Origin of the sequence: Streptomyces sp. NPDC017520 (assembly GCF_044329855.1) — a bacterium.
In the GTDB taxonomy this organism is placed as follows: Bacteria; Actinomycetota; Actinomycetes; order Streptomycetales; family Streptomycetaceae; genus Streptomyces.
The window spans coordinates 1-19,739 of the sequence record NZ_JBIRKB010000012.1 but is presented as its reverse complement, the minus strand read 5'-3'; the positions used below and the strand labels follow the sequence as shown (position 1 = coordinate 19,739).

Annotated in this window: 19 protein-coding genes; 11 read left to right on the top strand and 8 right to left on the bottom strand. The window is 73.7% G+C overall.

Translation table 11 applies throughout. The features are described 5' to 3' along the window. Positions 1-141: 141 nt before the first annotated feature. A complete protein-coding gene (locus tag ACH4KB_RS26355; RefSeq protein WP_398068376.1) occupies positions 142-1,845 on the bottom strand; it encodes a PQQ-binding-like beta-propeller repeat protein in 1,704 nt (567 codons plus the stop codon). A gap of 67 nt (positions 1,846-1,912) precedes the next feature. Beyond that, entirely contained in the window at positions 1,913-3,730 is a 1,818-nt protein-coding gene (locus ACH4KB_RS26350; RefSeq protein WP_398068375.1) for an ABC-F family ATP-binding cassette domain-containing protein, read from the bottom strand. Between the two features lie 148 nt (positions 3,731-3,878). Here ACH4KB_RS26350 and ACH4KB_RS26345 point away from each other — a divergent pair, with 148 nt between their 5' ends. From ACH4KB_RS26345 to ACH4KB_RS26325, 5 genes are all read left to right on the top strand, one after another. Then, positions 3,879-4,658, top strand: a complete 780-nt coding sequence (locus ACH4KB_RS26345; protein WP_398068374.1) for a lipoprotein — start codon at positions 3,879-3,881, stop codon at positions 4,656-4,658. A gap of 87 nt (positions 4,659-4,745) precedes the next feature. Next, a complete protein-coding gene (locus ACH4KB_RS26340; RefSeq protein WP_398068373.1) occupies positions 4,746-5,864 on the top strand; it encodes a hypothetical protein in 1,119 nt (372 codons plus the stop codon). After that, positions 5,861-6,943 (top strand): hypothetical protein, encoded by a 1,083-nt coding sequence (locus ACH4KB_RS26335; RefSeq protein WP_398068372.1) that lies wholly within the window; start codon positions 5,861-5,863, stop codon positions 6,941-6,943. The genes ACH4KB_RS26340 and ACH4KB_RS26335 overlap by 4 nt, the downstream gene beginning before the upstream one ends. A gap of 107 nt (positions 6,944-7,050) precedes the next feature. Next, positions 7,051-7,302, top strand: a complete 252-nt coding sequence (locus tag ACH4KB_RS26330; protein WP_391068703.1) for a type II toxin-antitoxin system prevent-host-death family antitoxin — start codon at positions 7,051-7,053, stop codon at positions 7,300-7,302. Continuing rightward, a complete protein-coding gene (locus ACH4KB_RS26325; RefSeq protein ID WP_398068371.1) occupies positions 7,299-7,559 on the top strand; it encodes a Txe/YoeB family addiction module toxin in 261 nt (86 codons plus the stop codon). Before ACH4KB_RS26330 ends, ACH4KB_RS26325 begins: the two co-directional genes overlap by 4 nt. On the opposite strand, the gene ACH4KB_RS26320 is transcribed toward ACH4KB_RS26325, so the two are convergent. From ACH4KB_RS26320 to ACH4KB_RS26300, 5 genes are all read right to left on the bottom strand, one after another. Next, positions 7,547-8,917 (bottom strand): acyltransferase, encoded by a 1,371-nt coding sequence (locus tag ACH4KB_RS26320; RefSeq protein WP_398068370.1) that lies wholly within the window; start codon positions 8,915-8,917, stop codon positions 7,547-7,549. The two genes, ACH4KB_RS26325 and ACH4KB_RS26320, sit on opposite strands and share 13 nt — an antisense overlap. A 127-nt stretch (positions 8,918-9,044) precedes the next feature. Further along, entirely contained in the window at positions 9,045-9,983 is a 939-nt protein-coding gene (locus tag ACH4KB_RS26315) for a 4-(cytidine 5'-diphospho)-2-C-methyl-D-erythritol kinase (protein WP_398068369.1), read from the bottom strand. Continuing rightward, positions 9,980-10,852, bottom strand: coding sequence for a 16S rRNA (adenine(1518)-N(6)/adenine(1519)-N(6))-dimethyltransferase RsmA (gene rsmA / locus ACH4KB_RS26310; RefSeq protein WP_398068368.1), 873 nt, complete (start codon positions 10,850-10,852; stop codon positions 9,980-9,982). The genes ACH4KB_RS26315 and rsmA overlap by 4 nt, the downstream gene beginning before the upstream one ends. A gap of 110 nt (positions 10,853-10,962) precedes the next feature. Then, entirely contained in the window at positions 10,963-11,829 is an 867-nt protein-coding gene (locus ACH4KB_RS26305) for a TatD family hydrolase (RefSeq protein WP_398068367.1), read from the bottom strand. Between the two features lie 214 nt (positions 11,830-12,043). Next, positions 12,044-12,418 (bottom strand): hypothetical protein, encoded by a 375-nt coding sequence (locus ACH4KB_RS26300; protein WP_398068366.1) that lies wholly within the window; start codon positions 12,416-12,418, stop codon positions 12,044-12,046. A 453-nt stretch (positions 12,419-12,871) separates the two neighbouring features. Between ACH4KB_RS26300 and ACH4KB_RS26295 the strand changes: the two genes are divergently transcribed. The 5 genes from ACH4KB_RS26295 to ACH4KB_RS26275 are packed head-to-tail and all read left to right on the top strand — an operon-like array spanning position 12,872 to position 16,829. Next, on the top strand, positions 12,872-13,048 hold the full coding sequence (locus ACH4KB_RS26295) for a hypothetical protein (RefSeq protein WP_098892314.1): 177 nt from the start codon (positions 12,872-12,874) through the stop codon (positions 13,046-13,048). Positions 13,049-13,058: 10 nt separating this feature from the next. Beyond that, the gene (locus ACH4KB_RS26290; protein ID WP_398068365.1) at positions 13,059-13,766 is read left to right on the top strand and encodes a hypothetical protein; all 708 of its coding nucleotides are present in this window, start codon (positions 13,059-13,061) and stop codon (positions 13,764-13,766) included. Next, complete coding sequence (locus ACH4KB_RS26285; protein ID WP_398068364.1) at positions 13,763-14,839, top strand: DUF6895 family protein; 1,077 nt, start codon at positions 13,763-13,765, stop codon at positions 14,837-14,839. Before ACH4KB_RS26290 ends, ACH4KB_RS26285 begins: the two co-directional genes overlap by 4 nt. Next, positions 14,836-15,765, top strand: coding sequence for a DUF6895 family protein (locus tag ACH4KB_RS26280; RefSeq protein ID WP_398068363.1), 930 nt, complete (start codon positions 14,836-14,838; stop codon positions 15,763-15,765). The genes ACH4KB_RS26285 and ACH4KB_RS26280 overlap by 4 nt, the downstream gene beginning before the upstream one ends. Then, entirely contained in the window at positions 15,762-16,829 is a 1,068-nt protein-coding gene (locus tag ACH4KB_RS26275) for a serine hydrolase domain-containing protein (protein WP_398068362.1), read from the top strand. The genes ACH4KB_RS26280 and ACH4KB_RS26275 overlap by 4 nt, the downstream gene beginning before the upstream one ends. 3 nt (positions 16,830-16,832) lie before the next feature. Here ACH4KB_RS26275 and rsmI read toward each other — a convergent pair whose 3' ends face one another. After that, a complete protein-coding gene (rsmI, locus tag ACH4KB_RS26270; RefSeq protein ID WP_398068361.1) occupies positions 16,833-17,741 on the bottom strand; it encodes a 16S rRNA (cytidine(1402)-2'-O)-methyltransferase in 909 nt (302 codons plus the stop codon). 53 nt (positions 17,742-17,794) lie between these two features. On the opposite strand from rsmI, the gene ACH4KB_RS26265 reads away from it, so the two are divergent. Then, positions 17,795-19,564: a dolichyl-phosphate-mannose--protein mannosyltransferase gene (locus ACH4KB_RS26265; protein ID WP_398068360.1), complete on the top strand. Its 1,770-nt coding sequence runs from the start codon at positions 17,795-17,797 to the stop codon at positions 19,562-19,564. The last annotated feature ends 175 nt before the right edge of the window (positions 19,565-19,739 follow it).

Below are 19,739 nucleotides of genomic sequence, written 5' to 3'. Positions count from 1 at the left end.
TGGCTTCCGCGGTGTTACGACAGTCGGGCGGGGCTTCTTTCTACCACCCGCCCGCCGCCGGGCACCGGTTCGGGCCAACCCCTGTTCCCAAGGGAGAACCGCCTTGTGATGCCTCCGTTACGCCCCGGCGGGAGGTGATGGTCAGTCACCGAAGGCGATCATCGCCGGCAGCTCCATCTCCTCCTCGTCGGTGGCCGCGGAGACATACGTGAGCATGAGCAGCGAGCGGCCGCCGGTGTAGAGGACGAGCGGATCGGTGAAGGTGCGCTCGGTCACCGCGGCCGACGCCGGGTGGCGCAGGACCTGCCGCGGTGCGCCGCCGTCCGGCCCGAGCTCCACGATGCCGCCGCCGACGCCCTTGGCCTTGCTCTTCGCGCCGGGCGGGCTGAGGTAGATCAGCGCCCTGCCGCCTTCGACGCGCAGCGGCATCAGGGTCTGGCCGACGGGTGCGGGGACCTTCCACTTCTTCTTGCCGGTGCTCATGTCGAAGGCGATGACGTCGTTGGTCAGCACCCCGTCCGCGAACCGGTGCTTCGTGGCGGTGTAGAGCGTGTCGGCGTCGGCGGTCACGCCGACGCAGGTGTCGAGGTTCGCGCCCACGGTCCGGCGCATGCCGGTGCACCGGGCCTCGGGGACGTCGTCGCCGGCGATGGGCCGGGAGCGGAAGGTTCCGTCGGCGTCGAGGACGGTGATCGCCCACTCGCCCTCCACCGCCCCGCCCTTGCGGAGTGAGATCACCGGTGGGTCGACGGAGTGGACTTGATCGATCAGCCAGCCCTTCTCGGCCTCGTACGTCCACAGGGTCCGGCCGGTGGACGGGTCGATGCGCCGCAGTTCCTCGACGACGTCGTCGGGCTCGGCCCCGGACTCGCCTGCCGGCTGGTCGCGGCAGCTGACAGCGGCGAGCAGGACGGCTCCGCCGGCGAGACCGTACGACTGGCAGGGGCCGGGCAGCCTGTCCCACAGGTGCTTGCCGTCACTGACCCGGTAGGCATCGGTTCGGCCGACGCGCCCGATCGTCAGGACGTCGCCGCTGATCGCCATGACGATGTTGGCGAGCCCGTCCTGCGTCGGCGCGCGTTCGAAGGTCGCGGACCAGCCCGCCTCGCCGGTGGCCAGATCGATCATCTGGAGCTTGTCGCAGACCGCGTTCTCCGTGGAGGTGTCGGTCAGGAGCCCGATGACGGTCTTCCCGTCCGCGGTCGGCCGGGTGGGTGCCGCGCAGACGTCGGAGGGCAGCCGCAGGCTCCACTTCCGCGCGCCGTCGTCGAGCGAATAGCCGGACGCCGTGCGGTACATGGCCTTGGCCACGACATCGCCGACGACCCAGGGGCCGAGGGCGGAGGCGCCACCCCCCGGCAGGTCCACGCCGTTGCGCTGGACCCAGCGGGCCTTCGCCTCGCCCTTCTTGCGTCCCTTGTTGATCTCCGCGGCTCCCGGGGCGGGCGTCGCCCTCGGGCCCGGCCCGGCGCCGGGCCGCTTCGGGGCGGTGCTCTCCTTCGCGACGGGCTTCCCGTCGTCGGCGCCGTCATCGCCGCCCACCGCGAACCAGACGCCGGTCCCGATGACGAGGACGCCGGCGAGCACGGCGGCGACGAGACCCGCGACCCGGCCCCGCGAGCGCCCGCCCGGGGGCGAGGGCCGGGGCCCCGGGTGACCGTACGGCGCGGCGGGCGGCTGCGGGTAGCCGTACGGCGCGGCGGGCGGCTGACCGTACGGGCCGGGCCGGGACTGCGGCTGGTGAGGGGGCGGCACGGGGTTCCCGTACGCGCCGGGCCGCGGTTCGTACGGAGCGCCGAAGCCCTCCTGCTCCCCCGGCCCGCCTTGCGGCGGCGGCTGCGACATCGGCGTGGTCCCCCTCGAACGTACGGCCCCTACCGCCCCGTTCTACCACCTGCCGCACCGCCGTCCGTCAGGCGTCCTCGGCCAGCTCCAGCCAGCGCATCTCCAACTCGTCCCGCTCGGTGACGAGTTCGCGCAGTTCGGCGTCGAGGCCCGCGACCTTCTCGAAGTCGGTCGCGTTGTCCGCGATCTGCTTGTGCAGCGCGGTCTCCCGGGTGGAGAGCTTGTCGAGCTGCCGCTCGACCTTCTGGAGCTCCTTCTTCGCGGCGCGTGCCTCCTGAGCCGAGACGGCCGGGGCCGCGGCGGGTGCGGTGGACGTACGGGGCGCGGCTGCGGAGGGGGTGGACTCCTCCTCCATCCGCTGCCGGCGCTCCAGGTACTCGTCGATCCCGCGCGGCAGCATGCGCAGGGCGCGGTCGCCGAGGAGCGCCATGACCCGGTCGGTGGTCCGCTCGATGAAGAACCGGTCGTGGGAGATCACGATCATCGACCCGGGCCAGCTGTCGAGGAGGTCCTCCAACTGCGTCAGGGTCTCGATGTCGAGGTCGTTGGTGGGCTCGTCGAGGAAGAGGACGTTGGGCTCGTCCATCAGCAGCCGCAGGATCTGGAGCCGGCGGCGCTCACCGCCGGAGAGGTCGCCGACGGGCGTCCACTGCTTCTCCTTGGTGAAGCCGAACTGCTCGCAGAGCTGGCCGGCGGTCATCTCGCGGCCCTTGCCGAGGTCGACCCGGTCACGCACCTGCTGGACGGCCTCCAGGACCCGGAGGTTCGGGTTGAGCTCGGTGACCTCCTGGGAGAGGTAGGCGAGCTTGACGGTCTTGCCGACGACGACCTTCCCGGCGGCGGGCTGCTCGTCGCCCTGGGTGCGGGCGGCCTGGGCGAGCGCGCGCAGCAGCGAGGTCTTGCCCGCGCCGTTGACGCCGACCAGACCGATGCGGTCGCCGGGGCCGAGCTGCCAGGTGAGGTGGGTGAGGAGGGTCTTGGGGCCGGCCTGGACGGTCACGTCCTCCAGGTCGAAGACGGTCTTGCCGAGGCGGGCGTTGGCGAACTTCATCAGCTCGCTGGTGTCGCGCGGCGGGGGCACGTCGGCGATGAGTTCGTTGGCGGCCTCGATGCGGTAGCGCGGCTTGGAGGTACGGGCGGGGGCGCCGCGGCGCAGCCAGGCCAGCTCCTTGCGCATGAGGTTCTGCCGCTTGGACTCCTCGGTGGCGGCGATGCGCTCCCGCTCGGCGCGGGCGAAGACGTAGTCGCTGTAGCCGCCCTCGTACTCGTGGACGGTGCCGCGCTGGACGTCCCACATGCGGGTGCAGACCTGGTCGAGGAACCACCGGTCGTGGGTGACGCAGACGAGGGCGGAGCGCCGGGTCCGCAGGTGGCCGGCCAGCCAGGAGATGCCCTCGACGTCGAGGTGGTTGGTGGGCTCGTCGAGGACGATCAGGTCCTGCTCGTCGATGAGGAGCTTGGCCAGCGCGATGCGGCGGCGCTCGCCTCCGGAGAGCGGGGCGATGACGGTGTCGAGCCCGTGCTCGAAGCCGGGGAGGGCGAGGCCGCCGAAGAGCCCGGTGAGCACGTCGCGGATCTTGGCGCTGCCCGCCCACTCGTGGTCGGCGAGATCGCCGATGACCTCCTGGCGGATGGTCTTCTCCGGGTCCAGGGAGTCGTGCTGGGTGAGGACGCCGAGTCGCAGCCCGCCGTTGTGGGTGACGCGGCCGGTGTCCGCGTCCTCCAGCTTGGCGAGCATCCGGATGAGGGTGGTCTTGCCGTCGCCGTTGCGGCCCACGACACCGATCCGGTCGCCCTCGGAGACCCCGAGGGATACACCGTCGAGCAGGGCACGGGTGCCGTACACCTTGCTGACCTGCTCGACATTGACCAGATTGACGGCCATTTCACTCCTGTCCCGGGGGTCCCTGGGGTGAGGACCGCTCGACGTACCAGAGTAGTCGCCACGCGGAGCGCGATAACGTGCCGCGATCGATCATGGGGAGCAGCCCCGGGTCGGGGTGGTGCGGAAGACGATGCGGGGTGGGGACTTCATGACGATGGCGCGTGGAACGGTACGGGGCCTGATACCGGCGGTCCTGACGGTGACGCTGGTCGGCTGTTCGTCGTCGACCGGGGCGGGCGACGGGAGCCCGGGCGGGCCGGCGGCGAGCAGCGCACCCGCGAGGGCGGCGGCCGAGGCGGGGGCGGAGAAGACCGGGGCGGGCACGGCCGGGGCCGACAGGACCGGAACCGACAAGGCCGGAACCGACAAGAACGGGGCCGACGCCACGAAGGTGGCGGAGAAGGGCGGCCGGGTCGGAGGCGCGGGTTCGGCGTGCGACCTGCCGGTGACCTTCGACATCGCCGCGCACTGGAAACCGCGGGGGACCTCGACGGATCCGGGCTCCGAGCTGGACCCCGAGCTGGCCGAGGCACTGGCCGACCTCACCGAGCAGGGCACGGTGAAGGTGGTCTGCGAGATCGACGCCAAGCCGGCGGGCAACATCGGCTTCCTCCGGGTGTGGCAGGGCGAGCCGTCCGAGGACGACCCGCGCGCGGTTCTGGAGGCGTTCGTGGCGGATTCCCCGAACGCGGGCGAGACCACGAGCGATGCCGTCTACACGCAGGTGAAGGCCGGTGCGCTCGCGGGCGCCGAGGTCGGATACACCGGCCACAGCGAACTGCTGGACGAGCAGAAGAAGGAGCGCGCCTTCGCCGTCGCGACGCCCGAGGGTCCGGTCGTGGTGCACCTGGGCGGGATGGACTCCGAGGAGCACACGGCGATGCTGCCGGCGTTCGAACTGGCGAAGAGGACCCTGAAGCTGGGCTGACCGCCCGCTCCGTGTCCGTGCCCGCCGCAGGACCGGCGGCGTGCGATACCGTGCGCCCACTGATCAAGGGCGGGCCGGGGGGGCGACGTGGCGGCAACGGCGTGGGAACGGTTCATCGGTCACCGGGTGCTGCCGAAAGCGACCGCGGTGGTGCTCGCCGCGGTGCTGTCGGCCGGCTTCCTCCTCGTCCGGTCCGAGCGGCGCGACGCCCACAACGCCGAGGTCCTGGAAACGGCCTGCGGTGGTGTTCTGCCGCGCGAGACGGTGCGCGGTCTGCTGCCCGGGGACGAGACCTGGGAGCTGCGCGACGACCTGGACCTGACCGGGCCGTCCGGGCGGGGGCCGCGCACCCTGCTGCGGTGCTCGCTGAACTGGGGCGAGGACGGGACGCTGGATCTCGCGGCGGTGCCGGTGCTGGACGTTCCGCTGTCCGGCGTGCGGCCCGCGGACATCATCTCCGCGCACACCGCGAAGGAGCCCCGCTGGGCCACCGCGTACCTCCGCGCCACCACCCAGGTCACCGCCGCCTGCCCGGCCGGTCTGCCCGGTTATCCCCGGCCGGTGACCCGGTTCCGTGTCCACGCCTCGCTGGACGCGGACGGGTCGGAGGGTTCGGCGAAGGAGCTGGGCAGCGCGGTGGCGGCGGTAGCCAACCACGTGCGTGACCGGGGCCGCTGCGGAGGTGCGGCGGTGGAGCCCTCGGACGTAAGGCCGCTGCCGAGGCCCGCGGGAGACGGGGCCGGGGAGTCCGACGAGGTCCCGCCCGCCTGCCGTTGGTTCCGGCCCGGGATGCTCGACGGCAAGGCCTGGGGGCGCGACGACCGGGGACCTGACGGCGTCACGGCCGACGACGCGGACGCCTGCTTCCTGAGGGTGCCGCGTGCGAAGCCGGCGAATCGGCTGGACCACTTCGCCGAGGTGAGTTCGTCGAGCTGGCGGGGGCCGCTGCTGTCCGAGGCGCGCACGGTGTACGGGGCCGAGCTGGCCGCCCTGTCCCGGGACCCGGAGCCGGGGAGCGGCGAGAAGTCCTACGTGCTGGCCGTCTGGGCCGAGTCCTCGTGCTCGGGGGCCCGGACGCTGAGCCGGGTGACGGTGACAACGGCCGCGGCCGCGCTCGCGGCCGACCGGGCCGACCGCATCCTCGACGCGTATCTGACCTCGTCCGGCTGCCGTGCGGCGAAGGTCCTCGGAAAGGTGTGGAAGTGAGCGACGTCCGTTTCCGGCGCAGACGGTGGGTACGCCGTACGGCGGTCTGGACAGCGACCGCGGCGGTGCTGGCGGGAGGAGTCTTCTGGGTCTCCGGCGGCTACGACTCCTGGCGCGACGACCGGGCGCTGGACTCGGCCTGCGAGGGCGATCTCGCGGCCGGGGCGGTGCGGGAGCTGTTCGACGGCATATCCCTGACCTCGTCGGCCCGCTGGGGCGACCGGCGGCACTGCACGGTCAGCGCGTCCGACGACGACACGGACGCCGGCCTGGTGCTGTGGGCCGGAAGGACCGAACGCATGACGAACCTGGAGGGCTCCGACGGGTTCGACGCCCCCCTGGGGCATGGCTGGACCGGGTCCTTCCGGTTCGACCCGGACGACGAGGACACGGACGAGGCGGGGGCCGTCCTGATGCTGAGCTGCGGCAAGGAGTCGGGTTACGGGCAGCTGATGACGGCGGAGGCCGATCTCGGCCGGGGCGGTTTCGACGACCCGGTGGCCCGGGAGCGGCTCGTCGCCGTCCTCACGGAGACGGCCTCGGCGTACGCCCGGCGGACCAGCTGCGCGGCTCCGGTCGGCGGGCGGGTGAAGCGGGTCGGCGTCACGACGACCCGCAGGGACTACAAACCCGTCACCGCGGCGACGGGAAGCTGTGCGGGCCTGCTGGACGGGGAGACGGCCGCCCGGTGGGGCGTACGCACGGTGCAGGAGATCACGGCGGCCCCGGCGCCTTTGGAGAACTGCGTCCTGGGCGGTCTGCGCGGCGCGTTCCTGTACGGATTCACCGCGTCCTACGGGCCGTCCGCCCGGTACGCCCGCGTCCGGCTGGACGAATGGCAGGACGGCGACGCCGCCGCCCGCACGGGCCCGGACGCGCCGACCGGCACCTACGCGCTGGCCGCCCGGTGCCCCGGCGCGGGCGGGACCGCCCTGTTCCAGGTGGACACCCTCGGCGACGCGGACGACCGGAAGCTCGCGGCGCCGGTCGTGGACCACCGGGGGCTGCGGGCCGCCCTCCGCCGCTTCGCCGAGCGCTCGGCGGAGAACCACGGCTGCGAGACGCCCCGGGCGGCGTAGGGGCGGGAAGGGCCGTGGTGGCCCGGCCTCCCTTGCCGCCGCCTCTCGGGGAGCCGTACACTTTCCCGTACGTACAGGATGCTGTACAGACAGCACGGGAGGCGATCATGCGCACGATGACCTACACCGAGTCCCGCGCGAAGTACGCCGAGACCCTGAGCGCCGTCGTGGACGACCGCGAGGAAGTCGTGGTCACGCGCGCCGGGCATGAGCCCGTGGTGATAGTGGCGCTCGATGAGTACGAGTCCCTCAAGGAGACCGCGTACCAGCTCCGGAGCCCGGAGAACGCCCGTCGGCTGCTCACCTCGATCGACCGTCTGGAGAACGGCGGCGGCACGGTGCGGGAGCTCGCGGAGTGAAGTTCGTGTGGGACCAGTCGTCCTGGGACGACTACGTCTGGCGGCAGAACCAGGATCGGAAGATCCTCAAGAGGATCAACGCGCTGCTCCAGGACATCGCCCGCAACGGCAACGAGGGAATGGGCAAGCCGGAGCCCCTGAAGCACGGCTTCCAGGGGTACTGGTCACGCCGCATCACCGACGAGCACCGGCTCATTTACAAGGTGGTCGACGACGAGGTCCGTATCGCCGCCTGCCGGTACCACTACGGCCGCTGATTCCCGGCCCGTACACCGGCCCCCCGCCCCGCCCGCTCCACCAGCAGCCAGCCGCCCAGGGTCATCGCGACGGCGGCCGGGGCGCTGACGGGGATCGCGATCAGCAGGGCGGTACGGCCCTCCAGCAGGCCGCCGAAGCCGACCATCGACAGGCCCAGTACGCCGAGCAGGCAGAGCGTCGCGCCGAGGGCGGCGAGGGGGCCGCCCCCGGCCCCTCCGGGGGTCGTGGAGGCCCCGGAGGCCCCGGAGACCGGGCGTTCGAAGGTGCGGAAGGCGGCGACGAGCCCGGCGGTGAGGGCCGCCGCGAGGGCGAGCCGCAGCGGGACCTGGGCCCACCAGGCGGCCGACGCCGGCTCGGGCAGCTCGACGCCGAGGGCGAGCAGCGCCCCGTACACCCCGAACATCGCCGTGAGGTGCCAGAGGAACGCGGTCATCGCCACCCCGTTGGCCGCCACCACCGTGCGCCAGACCCGGGGGCGCTCCAGCAGACGGGCGGCCGGGGCGCGGAGGAGTTCGACCGCGCCGACGAGCCAGAGGCCGTGGCAGAGCAGGGCGAGGGTGGGCGGGGCCATGTTGCTGACCTTCTCGCCGGGCATCCCGACCATGGACAGCGGGTACGGCCCGAACGCCACCAGCGCGCCGGCGGTGACCAGGCCCGCCCCGGCGAGGAGTGCGGGGCGGCGGATGCGGCCGTCGGCGCGCAGGAAGCCGAGCTGGTGGACGGCCAGCCAGACGAACGCGAAGTTGAGGAACTCGACGTACGGGGCTCCGGCCGCGAAGCGCAGCACGTCCACCGCGAGCGCCGCCCCGGCCAGTCCGGCGAAGGCCCCCCAGCCGTACCGCTCGTGCAGCTTCAGCAGCGGCGGGGTGAACGCGACCATCGCCAGGTAGATTCCGATGAACCAGAGCGGCTGGGTCACCATGCGCAGGGTGACGCCGGTCAGTCCGCCGCCCCCGCCGAGGAGTTGGACCAGCAGCGCCGCCGCGCCCCACACCAGGACGAAGATCATGGTCGGGCGCAGCAGCCGCTGGAGGCGGGCGCGCAGGAACGCGGAGTAGACGGAGTCCGTCGAGACTCCGGAGGCGGCCTCGGACCGCTTGCGGAGCAGGGAGCGGTAGGACAGCGCGTGGGAGAAGCCGCCGACGAAGAAGAACACCGGCATGACCTGGAGCAGCCAGGTCAGCGGCTGGAGCCCGGGGACGACGGCGAGCAGGTTGCCCACCCCGTCCGGGGTGACGGCGGCCATCAGCCAGTGGCCGAGCACGACCGCGCCGAGCGAGGCGACCCGCAGGAGGTCGACGTAGCGGTCCCGGGTGGCGGGCGTCGCCCCGGCCAGTTCACGAACACTTGATCCCATGGGAGTACGGTCGCGCGGGCCGGGCGGGAAGCGGCAGCGCGGCCGTACTCAGATCCCGGGTGAGTACGAGGGGCGGAGGGGCGGAGGGGCGGAGGGGCGGAGGGCCGGGGAAGGAGACGCGTGGGGGTCAGATCGCCTTGGCGCCCGGTGCGGGCGACACCGCCGTGCGCGCCTCGCGGCACGTCCCGGAGGCCATGAGCGCGTCGGCCACCTCGCGGGCCGCCGACTCGTCCTCGACCAGGAACGCCGTCGTCGGCCCGGACCCGGAGACCAGGGCGGCCAGGGCCCCCGCCTCGGTGCCCGCGGCCAGGGTCTCGGCGAGGGAGGGGCGCAGGGAGAGCGCGGCGGGCTGGAGGTCGTTGCCCAGGGCCTTCGCGAGTGCGCCGGAGTCGCCGGAGCGCAGGGCGGCGAGGAGGGTGGGGGAAGCGGTCGGCTCCGGGACCTCGGTACCGGCCGTGAGGCGGTCGAACTCCCCGTACACGGCGGGCGTGGAGAGGCCGCCGTCCGCCACCGCGAACACCCAGTGGAACGTTCCGCCGACCTCGATCGGGGTCAGCTTCTCGCCGCGTCCGGTGCCGAGCGCCGCCCCGCCGACCAGGCTGAACGGCACGTCGCTGCCCAGCTCCGCGCAGATGGCCAGCAGCTCGTCGCGGCTCGCGCCGGTCCCCCACAGGGCGTCGCAGGCGACGAGCGCGGCGGCCCCGTCGGCGCTGCCGCCCGCCATGCCGCCGGCGACCGGGATGTCCTTGGCGATGTGCAGGTGGACGGCGGGCTCGACGCCGTACCGCTCGGCCAGCGCGAGGGCGGCGCGGGCGGCGAGGTTGGTGGTGTCCAGCGGGACCTGGGCGGCGTCCGGGCCCGAGCAGGTGATGCGCAGTCCGTCGGCGGGGGCCGCGGTGACCTCGTCGTACAGGCCGACGGCGAGGAAGACGTTGGCCAGGTCGTGGAAGCCGTCGGGGCGGGCGGCGCCCACGGCCAGCTGGACGTTGACCTTGGCGGGGACGCGGACGGTGACGGCCGTACCCACGGGATTCACCGGGCCGCCTCCGGTGTGCGAGCGACTCATGCGGCCGGCTCCGGCTTGTTCTCGGCGATCGCCGCGAACTCCTCCACCGTCAGCGCCTCCCCGCGCGCCTGCGGGGAGATCCCGGCGGCGACGAGCGCCGCCTCGGCGGCGGGCGCGGAGCCTGCCCAGCCGGAGAGCGCGGCGCGCAGGGTCTTGCGGCGCTGGGCGAAGGCGGCGTCCACGACGGCGAAGACCTCGGCGCGGCTCGCGGTCGTGGCGATGGGCTCGGTGCGCCGGACCAGGGAGACGAGCCCGGAGTCGACGTTCGGGGCGGGCCAGAAGACGGTGCGGCCGATGGACCCGGCGCGCTTCACCTCGGCGTACCAGTTGGCCTTCACCGACGGCACGCCGTAGACCTTGTTGCCGGGGCGGGCGGCCAGCCGGTCGGCGACCTCGGCCTGGACCATGACGAGGGTCCGCTCGATGCTGGGGAAGCGCTCCAGCATGGTCAGCAGGACGGGCACGGCCACGTTGTACGGGAGGTTCGCCACGAGCGCGGTCGGGGCCGGGCCCGGCAGTTCGGTGACCAGCATCGCGTCGGAGTGGACCAGGGCGAAGCGGTCGGCGTGCTCCGGCATCCGGGCCCGGACCGTGGCGGGCAGCGCGGCGGCGAGCACGTCGTCGATCTCCACCGCGACGACGCGGTCCGCCGCCTCCAGCAGCGCCAGGGTCAGCGAGCCGAGCCCGGGGCCGACCTCGACGACGGTGTCGTCCGGGCGGACCTCGGCCGTGCGCACGATGCGGCGGACGGTGTTGGCGTCGATGACGAAGTTCTGACCGCGCTGCTTGGTGGGGCGTACGCCCAGCTTCGCGGCCAGGTCGCGGATGTCTGCGGGGCCCAGGAGGGCGTCGGGCTCTGTGCTGCTCACCCGGTAAGCCTACGGCCGCGGCGCGGCCCGGCCGCAAAGCGTGCCCGCGGGGGCCCCGGCGGTCGGAAACCGGGCCCGCCCGACGGTCGGAAGCCGGGCCCGCCCGGCGGTCAGAAATCGAACGCGCGCGCTGTGTTGTCGTAGATCGCGGCGGCCAGCACGTCCTCGTCCAGGCCCTTCACCTCGGCCATGGCGCGGAGCGTGACCGGGATGAGGTAGGGCGCGTTGGGCCGCCCGCGGTACGGGGCGGGCGTGAGGAAGGGGGCGTCCGTCTCGACGAGGACCAGCTCGGTCGGGGCGACGGCCAGGGCGTCCCGCAGCGGCTGGGCGTTCTTGAAGGTCACGTTGCCCGCGAAGGACATGAAGTACCCGGCCCGCGCGCAGATCCGGGCCATGTCGGCGTCGCCGGAGTAGCAGTGGAACACGGTCCGCTCGGGCGCGCCCGCGTCGAGCAGGACCCGCAGGACGTCCTCGTGCGCGTCGCGGTCGTGGATGACCAGGGCCTTGCCGTGCCGCTTGGCGATCTCGATGTGGGCCCGGAAGGACTCCTCCTGGGCGGCGACCCCCTCGGGTCCGGTGCGGAAGAAGTCCAGGCCCGTCTCGCCGACCCCGCGTACGTGGTCGAGTGCGGCCAGCGCGTCGATCTCCGCCAGCGCCTCCTCCAGCGCTGCCCTGCCGCCGGGCTCCCTCGCACCCTGCCGCGCGGTGCCCTCGGCGTGCCCGTGGACGATGCGCGGGGCCTCGTTGGGGTGCAGGGCGACCGAGGCGTGTACGGCGGGGTGCGCGGCCGCGGTGTCGGCGGCCCAGCGGGAGCCGGTCACGTCGCAGCCGACCTGGACGACGGCCGTCACGTTCACCGCGGCGGCCCGGGCGAGGGCCTCCTCCACGGTGGCGTCCTGCATGTCCAGGTGGGTGTGGGAGTCGGCGACCGGAACCCGCAGGGGCTCGGGCAGCGGCGGGGCTTCGGTACGGCTCATGCCGACGATCGTACGAGGGCCCCACCCTCGTACGACCGTCGGCTGCGGAAGCCACCCGGGTACGTCATCCGCGACGGAAGGCCCACCCCGTCCGCGCTGGAAGGATCACGTCACCCGCAGTGGTTGGTCCGTGTCATGTCAGCTGCGGTGGCCGGCCGGTGTCGCCCGGGGCGCCAGGCCGCTGTCACCCCCGGTGCCTCACCTGCGGGGTGACTCACTTGCGGTGGAAGGGGTGGAGCAGGTCGGCCAGGCGCCAGTGGCGGGCCGGGGCGGCGGCGGTCGACACCGTCCGGTCCTTCGCGGCGGCCTCGGATGCCGCGCGCGGTATCCGCTGCCTCCGCAGCAGCTCCTGGACGCCGGCGACCCGCCCCGCCCGCATGATGCGCACCACGTGTCCGCCGCAGTTCGTGCAGGTGGGCGTGGAGAGCGGGGAGGGCACGCGCTCGCCGTCCGCCGTGTAGACGACGAAGGCGTGACCGTGGACGTCGACGTGGTGCTCTATCTCGTAGGACTGCTCCCAGCCGTACCCGCACTTCATGCAGGCGAAGGCATACGCCTCATGGACAGTGGTGGCTGCGATCTCGCTCATGCCTGCTCCTCTTGGCCGCGGGTCACGCGCTCCGGGGACGGGCGGCCCGCCCGAGGTTTCGAGCGGGTGGCCCGTCTCCCTTCCAGTGGACACCTGCACCCGTACGGACGCACCAGCTCGGAGCCGATGTTGGTGCGTTCTTGGCCTCCTTTGGAGGCCCTTTGCCGACGCATGGCAGTGGAGTGGACCAAGAGAGGGCGGCGCGTGACCGCCGGACCACCGAGCGCCCCCGAGCGCGCCGTGCGCCCGTCCTGAATGCGCCCGGCGCACCACCCCCGTCCACCCGCCTCGCTTCCCTGAATTCCCAGGCTTTTTCCCTGCCCGCGCCCCATGAATTCACCATTCAATTGAAAGCGCGATTTCCCCGGATGTCGGACGCCGATTTGCGGCGCACCCATTCCTCCTTTTCACTCGTTACGTCCACCCCATTTCCCACAGGACGGGGAACAACCCATGTTCACCACGGACACCACTGCTACCGACGTCGAGCTCGACCTCGACGCCGCCCTCAACCCGGGCGAGGTCGAAGGCCTGTACCGCGACTCCCGTGAATGCGCCTATCTCGCGCTTCTCGCGGGCGGCGGCGCGCTGCTGCTCTCGCCCCCGACCCCGCGCCCGAAGAAGGGCTAGTCGACGGCACATGGACCAGACACATGCTTCGTCGCCCCTCGCGGGCGCCGTGCATGACCTGGCAACAGAGGTGGTCCTCGCTCTTCGGAGCGGGGACCACCTCGCCACGGTGTGCGGCGCGGCGGGAATCGACGAGGAGAATCGGACCGGAATCGCGGCGGCACGGGTCATCGGGGCCGACCTGCTGCTGCCCAGTGTTCTCTACGGACGTCATCCGCATCCGGGTGACGTCGCCGTGCTCGACCGGGCGGTGCGGGAGTTCCCGCCGAAGCCCGACGCTCCGGCCGCGACGGCCTGGAGCCACTGGCACATGATCTCCACGCTCCAGCGGATGACGCCGCCTCCCCCGGGTGCGGCCGCCCCCGCGGCGTACGCGGAGCCCGACGCCGCCTGGCTGGAGGGGGCGCCCTGGCAGGCGTTCACCCACCAGCTCTCGGTCCTCGCACCGCTGGCCGTCCCGGCCGCCCCCTCGGCCGTGCGACAGGCCGCGACGGACCGGGCCGTCGACCTGTCGCGCGGCTTCGTCCGCGCGGTCCGGCGGCGCGACTGGCTCCAGGCGGCGGGCGCGGGGCGCTGGCTCGCGGCGATCGGCGGCGAACCGGCGACGCTGGGCCTGGAGCGCGGCCTGGACTTCGTCGAGCTGATGGGCGGCCACGACCCCAGGGTCGCCCTCCATGTGCGGGCCGCCCGGCTGATGGCCGAAGCGAGGCCACGGTGACCACGACCGCGACCGAGGGCCCCTCCCAGGACCGTCCGGCCGAGGGCCCGCGGGGGCGCCCGGGGCCGGGTCCGGGGCCCGGGGCCCACCGGGAGCACCCGGTCCCCGGCGGCGCGCTCGCGGTCCTCCCCGGCGTCCTGCGCGGAGCCCTCGCCTGGACCGACGCGCACCGGGCGCGCTTCGCGCTCCCCGACGACGTCCTGGAACCCCACACCCAGGTCAACGCCTCGCTGAAGCCCCTGGGCGAGCTGGCCCAGCTCGGCTCCACGATCCGCCGCGCCACCGCCCCCGGCTCCCCGGAGCACGAGCTGTCCGGGGAGCTCGTCGCGTACGCCTGGGAGCAGGTGGAGGCGGGTGAGCTGCTGCTGGAGCTGCTGCGCGCCGAGCCGTTCGCCGCGTACCCGTACGAGATCTACGCCGCCTTCGCCGGGTACGGGCTGCGCCACGAGGGCTTCGAGGCCCTGGCCCGCCCGCTCACCGCGACCCGCGCCTGGGCCCACACCGAGCAGCACGCCAACCGGCAGCTGGGCCTGGTCAACTCCGAGCGGCGGGTCGGCGTGGTGACCCACACCGACGCGGGCGCGGTCCTGTCCCGGACCTGGCTGGGCGGCCTGTCCGAGCCCTGGATGTTCGAGGGCCCCTCCGGCTACGCGCTGACCCACACCGTCTTCCACCTCACGGACTGGGGCCTGATGCCCGACCGGGTCCCCGCGGGGATCGACGACTATCTGCGGACCTGGCTGCCCGCGTGGGCCGACGGCTGCCTGGAGAGCGGCCAGTGGGACCTGACGGGCGAACTGCTGGCGGTGGCCGCCTCGTTGCCGGGCCCGGCGCCGGGGCCGCTGCTGGACGCGGTGTGGCCGGTGCTCGCCGACGTACAGCACGGGAGCGGCTGCGTCCCGGAGACCGGCCCACCGGTACGGGACACGACGGCCCCGGACCCCTACCCCTTCATCGACTGCTACCACTCCACGCTCGTCACGGCCTTCGCCGCGGCCCTGTCCCTGAGGTCGCTGCGGTCACCGGGGCAGACGGACGGGTCCGCGCCCGGCCGGGAAAGGCGGACCGCATGAGCAGCGGCGTCCAGCAGATCCACGACGTCGGGGCGAAGGCCCTGGGCTGGCTGTACGAACACCGGGAGGGGTTTCGGCTGGAGACCGACCCGCCGCCGGAGGCGGGGATGCTGGACCGCTTCAAGCCGCTGGGCGAGCTGGCGCTGATCGGCAAGGTCATCTTCCGCGAGGGTGTGGCCGGCGCGCAGCAGTCCTCCCTGGCCCACAAGCTCCTGGACCACGCCTGGCACGAGCTGCTGGACTCCGGTGCGCGGCTGCTGGAGGGCCAGCGGCGCGAACCGCTGTCGCCGGTGCCGCTGGAGGTCTACGTACCGTTCCGGGAGCTGGGCTACCGGCAGCCGGATCTGGAGTCCGCGATCCGGCTCAACCACCGGCTGGCCAGCTGGGCGGCGCTGGAGGTGCTGCCGGTGCGGCGGCTCGGCCTGAGCGCGATCGAGCGTCGCTTCGGGGTGGAGCCGAGCATTCCGGAGACGGCGGCGCTGGCCCACACCTGGCTGGCGCGGCGGGCGGAGCCGTGGACGGTCGAGGGCCACATCGGCTACGACATCACGCACACGGTCTTCCACCTCACCGACTGGGGCGAGAAGCCGGCCGGGCTGCCCGCCGACATCGCGGAGTACCTGGCGCTGTGGCTGCCGGTCTGGCTGGACGACTGGCTGGACCTGAAGCGCTGGGACCTGCTGGGCGAGCTGCTGGTCGTCGACGCGTGCCTCCCCGAACCGACGCTGGACCCGGCGGCCTGGCAGGGGCTCGCGCAGGCCCAGCAGCCGGACGGGGCGATGCCGGTGGTCGGCGGGATGCCGGAGGGCGACGAGGAGTCGGTGTTCGACCTCGTCTACCACCCGACGCTGGTCGCCGCGTTCGCCTCGGCGCTCGCGATGTCCCGGGCCCTGTCCGACCTCTCCGCCGCCCCGGCCCCGGCATGACCGACACGACGGCGGTCCGTGTGGACACCCCCGGCTCCCCGGCCACCGCACGCCTCCTGTCCGAGGCCGCCGGTGCGATCGACGCGCCCGACCTGGTGCTCGCGGTCAGCCGGAACGGGGTGCGCACCGTCCACACCGGGGGCAGCGGGGAGCCCGGCCCGGTCCCCCGTGAGCTGCTGGGCTACGAGCTGGGCTCGGCGTCGAAGCCGTACGCGGGGCTGCTGCTGGCGCGGCTGGTGGCGCAGGGCCGGGTGCGGTACGCGGACCGGGCGGCGGACCTGCTGGCCCCGGGCCTCCCGGTGCACCCGGCGGTGCGCCGGATCACCCTGCGCCATCTGCTCACCCACACCTCGGGGCTGCCGGGCCTGCCCGCCGACTTCTACCCGCAGGCGGTGCCCCGCTGGTCCACCGACCCGTACGGCGGCTACCCGGCCGACCGGGTGGTCCGGGCCTTCCTGCGGGCCCGCCCCCGCCGCCGGCCCGGGACCCGCTGGCACTACTCGAACTTCGCCGTCTCGGTCCTCGGCCACACCCTGGCGGCGGCCACCGGCACCCCGTGGGAGGTCCTGCTGCACCAGCAGGTGCTGGCCCCGCTGCGCCTGGACGCGACCCGGCTGCGCCCGGGGCCGGAGGGCGCGGAGGCGGTCGGCCACCGCCGCGACGGGACGCCGGTGCCCGCGCTGGACACCGGGGGCTTCACGGCGGCAGGCGCGGTCCGGGCGACCCCGCTGGACCTGCTGACGTTCCTGGAGGCGCACCTGGAGGACCGTCCGGGCGGGCCCGGCCTCCGGGACCCGACGCTGGGCGCCGCGCTCGCCGACGTGTCCCGCCCCCTGCTGCGGCGGGGCCTGCGGCACGCGCACACCCACACGCTCACGTGGTTCCACCACCCGTCCCCGTACGGCCCGGTCCTCTTCCACGCGGGAGCGACCCTCGGCCAGCAGGCGTTCCTGGGCTTCCGCCCGGACACGGGTCTCGCGGTGGCGGCGACGGCGACGCGGCGGGTGCACCGGGCGGACACGTTCGTCGCGACGGCGTACGGCCTGCTGACCGAGACGCCCTAGGCGCTACGGCTTCGGCGGAGCGCCCTTCTCGGCGCTCTTCCCCTCGCTCTTCTCGGCGTTCTTGGCGGCCACCACCGCGTCGAAGACGTCCCGCTTGGGCAGCCCCGCGGCGGCGGCGACGGCGGCGATCGCCTCCTTGCGCCGCTCCCCCGCCTCCTCGCGCACGCGCACGCGCCGCACCAGCTCCTCGGCGTCCAGCCCCTCGTCGCCCGAGTCGGTGGCGCCCTCCACGACGACGGTGATCTCCCCGCGTACGCCGTCGGCGGCCCACACGGCCAGCTCGCCGAGCGGACCGCGCTTGACCTCCTCGTACGTCTTGGTCAGCTCCCGGCACACGGCGGCGCGGCGCCCGTCGCCGAAGACCTCCGCCATCGCGGCGAGCGTGTCGTCGAGCCGGTGCGGGGCCTCGAAGAAGACCATGGTGCGCCGCTCGTCCCCGACCTCCCGGAGCTTGGAGAGCCGTTCACCGGCCTTGCGGGGCAGAAACCCCTCGAAGCAGAACCGGTCCACGGGCAGCCCGGAGAGCGCGAGCGCGGTGAGTACGGCGCTGGGCCCCGGGACGGCGGTGACGCGGATGTCCTTCTCCACGGCGGCGGCGACGAGCCGGTAGCCGGGGTCGGAGACGGACGGCATGCCCGCGTCCGTGACGAGCAGGACACGCGCTCCGCCGGTCAGGGCTTCGACGAGTTCCGGCGTACGGGCCGACTCGTTCCCCTCGAAGTAGGAGACGACACGCCCCGAGGTGTGGATGCCGAGCGCCTGGGTGAGCCGGCGCAGCCGCCGGGTGTCCTCGGCGGCGACGACGTCGGCCCGCTCCAGTTCGGCGGCGAGGCGTGGCGGGGCGTCCGACACGTCACCGATGGGGGTCCCTGCGAGCACGAGCGTTCCAGTCGTTCCAGTCACAACAGCCATCCTCGCAGCACGGGCAGCGCCCTGAGCACAGATGCGTTCCCTACGATGGCGCGGTGACGAGTACCGCACCCGAGACCCGGCGGGGCCAAGACGCCGGGGAGCCGCTCGGCGAACAGCCGACCTCCTGGCAACGGCGGCTGCGCCGCTTCGGCCATGTTCCCCGCCGGGAGACCTCTCTCCGCGACCGGCTGGACCCGCCGTACACCCGGCCCGGGCGGCAGGTGTGGTCGGTGCTCGCGATCCCGCCGCACGTGGCCGACCGGCTGGTGCGGTGCGCCGGCTGGGGCGGCCCGCTGCTGGTGACGCTGGTCGCCGGGCTGCTGCGCTTCTGGCGGCTGGACCAGCCGCACGCGGTGATATTCGACGAGACGTATTACGCGAAGGACGCGTGGGCGCTGGTCAACCAGGGGTACGAGGGGTCCTGGCCCAAGGACGTCGACAAACTGATCCTGAAGGACCCCTCCTCCGTCCCGATCCCGACCGACCCGGGCTATGTGGTGCATCCGCCGGTCGGCAAGTGGATCATCGGGCTGGGCGAGCAGCTGTTCGGCTTCACGCCGTTCGGCTGGCGCTTCATGGTGGCGGTGCTCGGCACGATCTCCGTGCTCCTCCTCTGCCGGATCGGCCGGCGGCTGTTCCGCTCCACGTTCCTGGGCTGCCTGGCGGGGCTGCTGCTCGCGGTGGACGGGCTGCACTTCGTGATGAGCCGGACCGCGCTGCTCGACCTGATCGTCATGTTCTTCGTGCTGGCCGCGTTCGGCTGCCTGGTGGCCGACCGCGACCATGCCCGCCGCCGACTGGCCGGCGCGCTGCCGGTCGACGAGGAGGGGGTGCTGCGCCCGGACGCCCGGATCGCGGAGACCCTGCGCCTGGGATGGCGGCCGTGGCGGCTGGCGGCGGGCGTGATGCTGGGCCTGGCCTTCGCCACGAAGTGGAACGGCCTGTACGTCCTGGCCGCGTTCGGCCTGATGACGGTCCTGTGGGATGTCGGGGCGCGCCGCACGGCAGGGGCCGTGCACCCGTACCAGGCGGTGCTGCGCCGCGACCTGGTTCCCGCGTTCCTCTCCACGGTGCCGGTGGCGATCGTCACGTACGTCGTGTCGTGGACCGGCTGGATCGTCACGGACAAGGGCTACTACCGGAACTGGGCGGCCACCGAGGGCAAGGACTCCTCCTGGGGCTGGCTGTTCCCGGACTGGCTGCGCAGCCTGTGGCACTACGAGAACCAGGTGTACGACTTCCACGTCGGCCTGACCTCGGGCCACACCTACGAGTCCAACCCGTGGAGCTGGCTCGTGCTGGGCCGGCCCGTGTCGTACTACTACGAGGAGCAGGCGGGCTGCAAGGAATCGGCGACCGGCAAGTGCGCCGGCGAGGTGCTCGCCATCGGCACCCCGCTGCTGTGGTGGCTGGCCTGCTTCGCCCTCGCGTACGTGCTCTGGCGCTGGTTCTTCCGCCGCGACTGGCGGGCGGGCGCGATCGCCTGCGGTGTGGTGGCGGGCTGGCTGCCCTGGTTCTTCTACCAGGAGCGGACGATCTTCCTCTTCTACGCGGTGGTCTTCGTCCCGTTCCTGTGTCTGGCCGTGACGATGATGCTGGGCGCGATCGCGGGCCCGGCGGCGGGCACGGGCACCCGGGCCGAACTCGGCCTCACCACCCAGGACCCCACCGGCGAACGCCGCCGCACGCTGGGGGCGATCACGGTGGGCGTGCTGGTGCTCCTGATCGTCTGGAACTTCATCTACTTCTGGCCGCTGTTCACCGGGACGCAGATCCCGGAGGACCTGTGGCGGGACCGGATGTGGCTGGACACGTGGGTGTAGACACCACGGCGTGAAGCGGGGCAGGAAGCCGGAATGCGGGCGGGGGGGGGGGGGGGGGGGGGGGGGGGGGCCGCCCCCCCCCCCCCCCCCCCGCGCCGGGCCCGGGGCCGCCCCCCCCCCCCCACGACGATGGCGTCGGCGGCGTACTCCCGGCCGACCTCCTCCAGTTCGTGGC

What these genes read in the sequence shown, in the direction of transcription:
- ACH4KB_RS26320 (WP_398068370.1), bottom strand. Translation starts at nt 8,917, where the DNA reads ATGGGATCAAGTGTTCGTGAACTGGCCGGGGCGACGCCCGCCACCCGG.
- ACH4KB_RS26330 (WP_391068703.1), top strand. Translation starts at nt 7,051, where the DNA reads ATGCGCACGATGACCTACACCGAGTCCCGCGCGAAGTACGCCGAGACC.
- ACH4KB_RS26280 (WP_398068363.1), top strand. Translation starts at nt 14,836, where the DNA reads ATGAGCAGCGGCGTCCAGCAGATCCACGACGTCGGGGCGAAGGCCCTG.
- ACH4KB_RS26290 (WP_398068365.1), top strand. Translation starts at nt 13,059, where the DNA reads ATGGACCAGACACATGCTTCGTCGCCCCTCGCGGGCGCCGTGCATGAC.
- ACH4KB_RS26345 (WP_398068374.1), top strand. Translation starts at nt 3,879, where the DNA reads ATGACGATGGCGCGTGGAACGGTACGGGGCCTGATACCGGCGGTCCTG.
- ACH4KB_RS26355 (WP_398068376.1), bottom strand. Translation starts at nt 1,845, where the DNA reads ATGTCGCAGCCGCCGCCGCAAGGCGGGCCGGGGGAGCAGGAGGGCTTC.
- ACH4KB_RS26305 (WP_398068367.1), bottom strand. Translation starts at nt 11,829, where the DNA reads ATGAGCCGTACCGAAGCCCCGCCGCTGCCCGAGCCCCTGCGGGTTCCG.
- ACH4KB_RS26315 (WP_398068369.1), bottom strand. Translation starts at nt 9,983, where the DNA reads ATGAGTCGCTCGCACACCGGAGGCGGCCCGGTGAATCCCGTGGGTACG.
- rsmI (WP_398068361.1), bottom strand. Translation starts at nt 17,741, where the DNA reads ATGGCTGTTGTGACTGGAACGACTGGAACGCTCGTGCTCGCAGGGACC.
- ACH4KB_RS26275 (WP_398068362.1), top strand. Translation starts at nt 15,762, where the DNA reads ATGACCGACACGACGGCGGTCCGTGTGGACACCCCCGGCTCCCCGGCC.
- ACH4KB_RS26295 (WP_098892314.1), top strand. Translation starts at nt 12,872, where the DNA reads ATGTTCACCACGGACACCACTGCTACCGACGTCGAGCTCGACCTCGAC.
- ACH4KB_RS26300 (WP_398068366.1), bottom strand. Translation starts at nt 12,418, where the DNA reads ATGAGCGAGATCGCAGCCACCACTGTCCATGAGGCGTATGCCTTCGCC.
- ACH4KB_RS26350 (WP_398068375.1), bottom strand. Translation starts at nt 3,730, where the DNA reads ATGGCCGTCAATCTGGTCAATGTCGAGCAGGTCAGCAAGGTGTACGGC.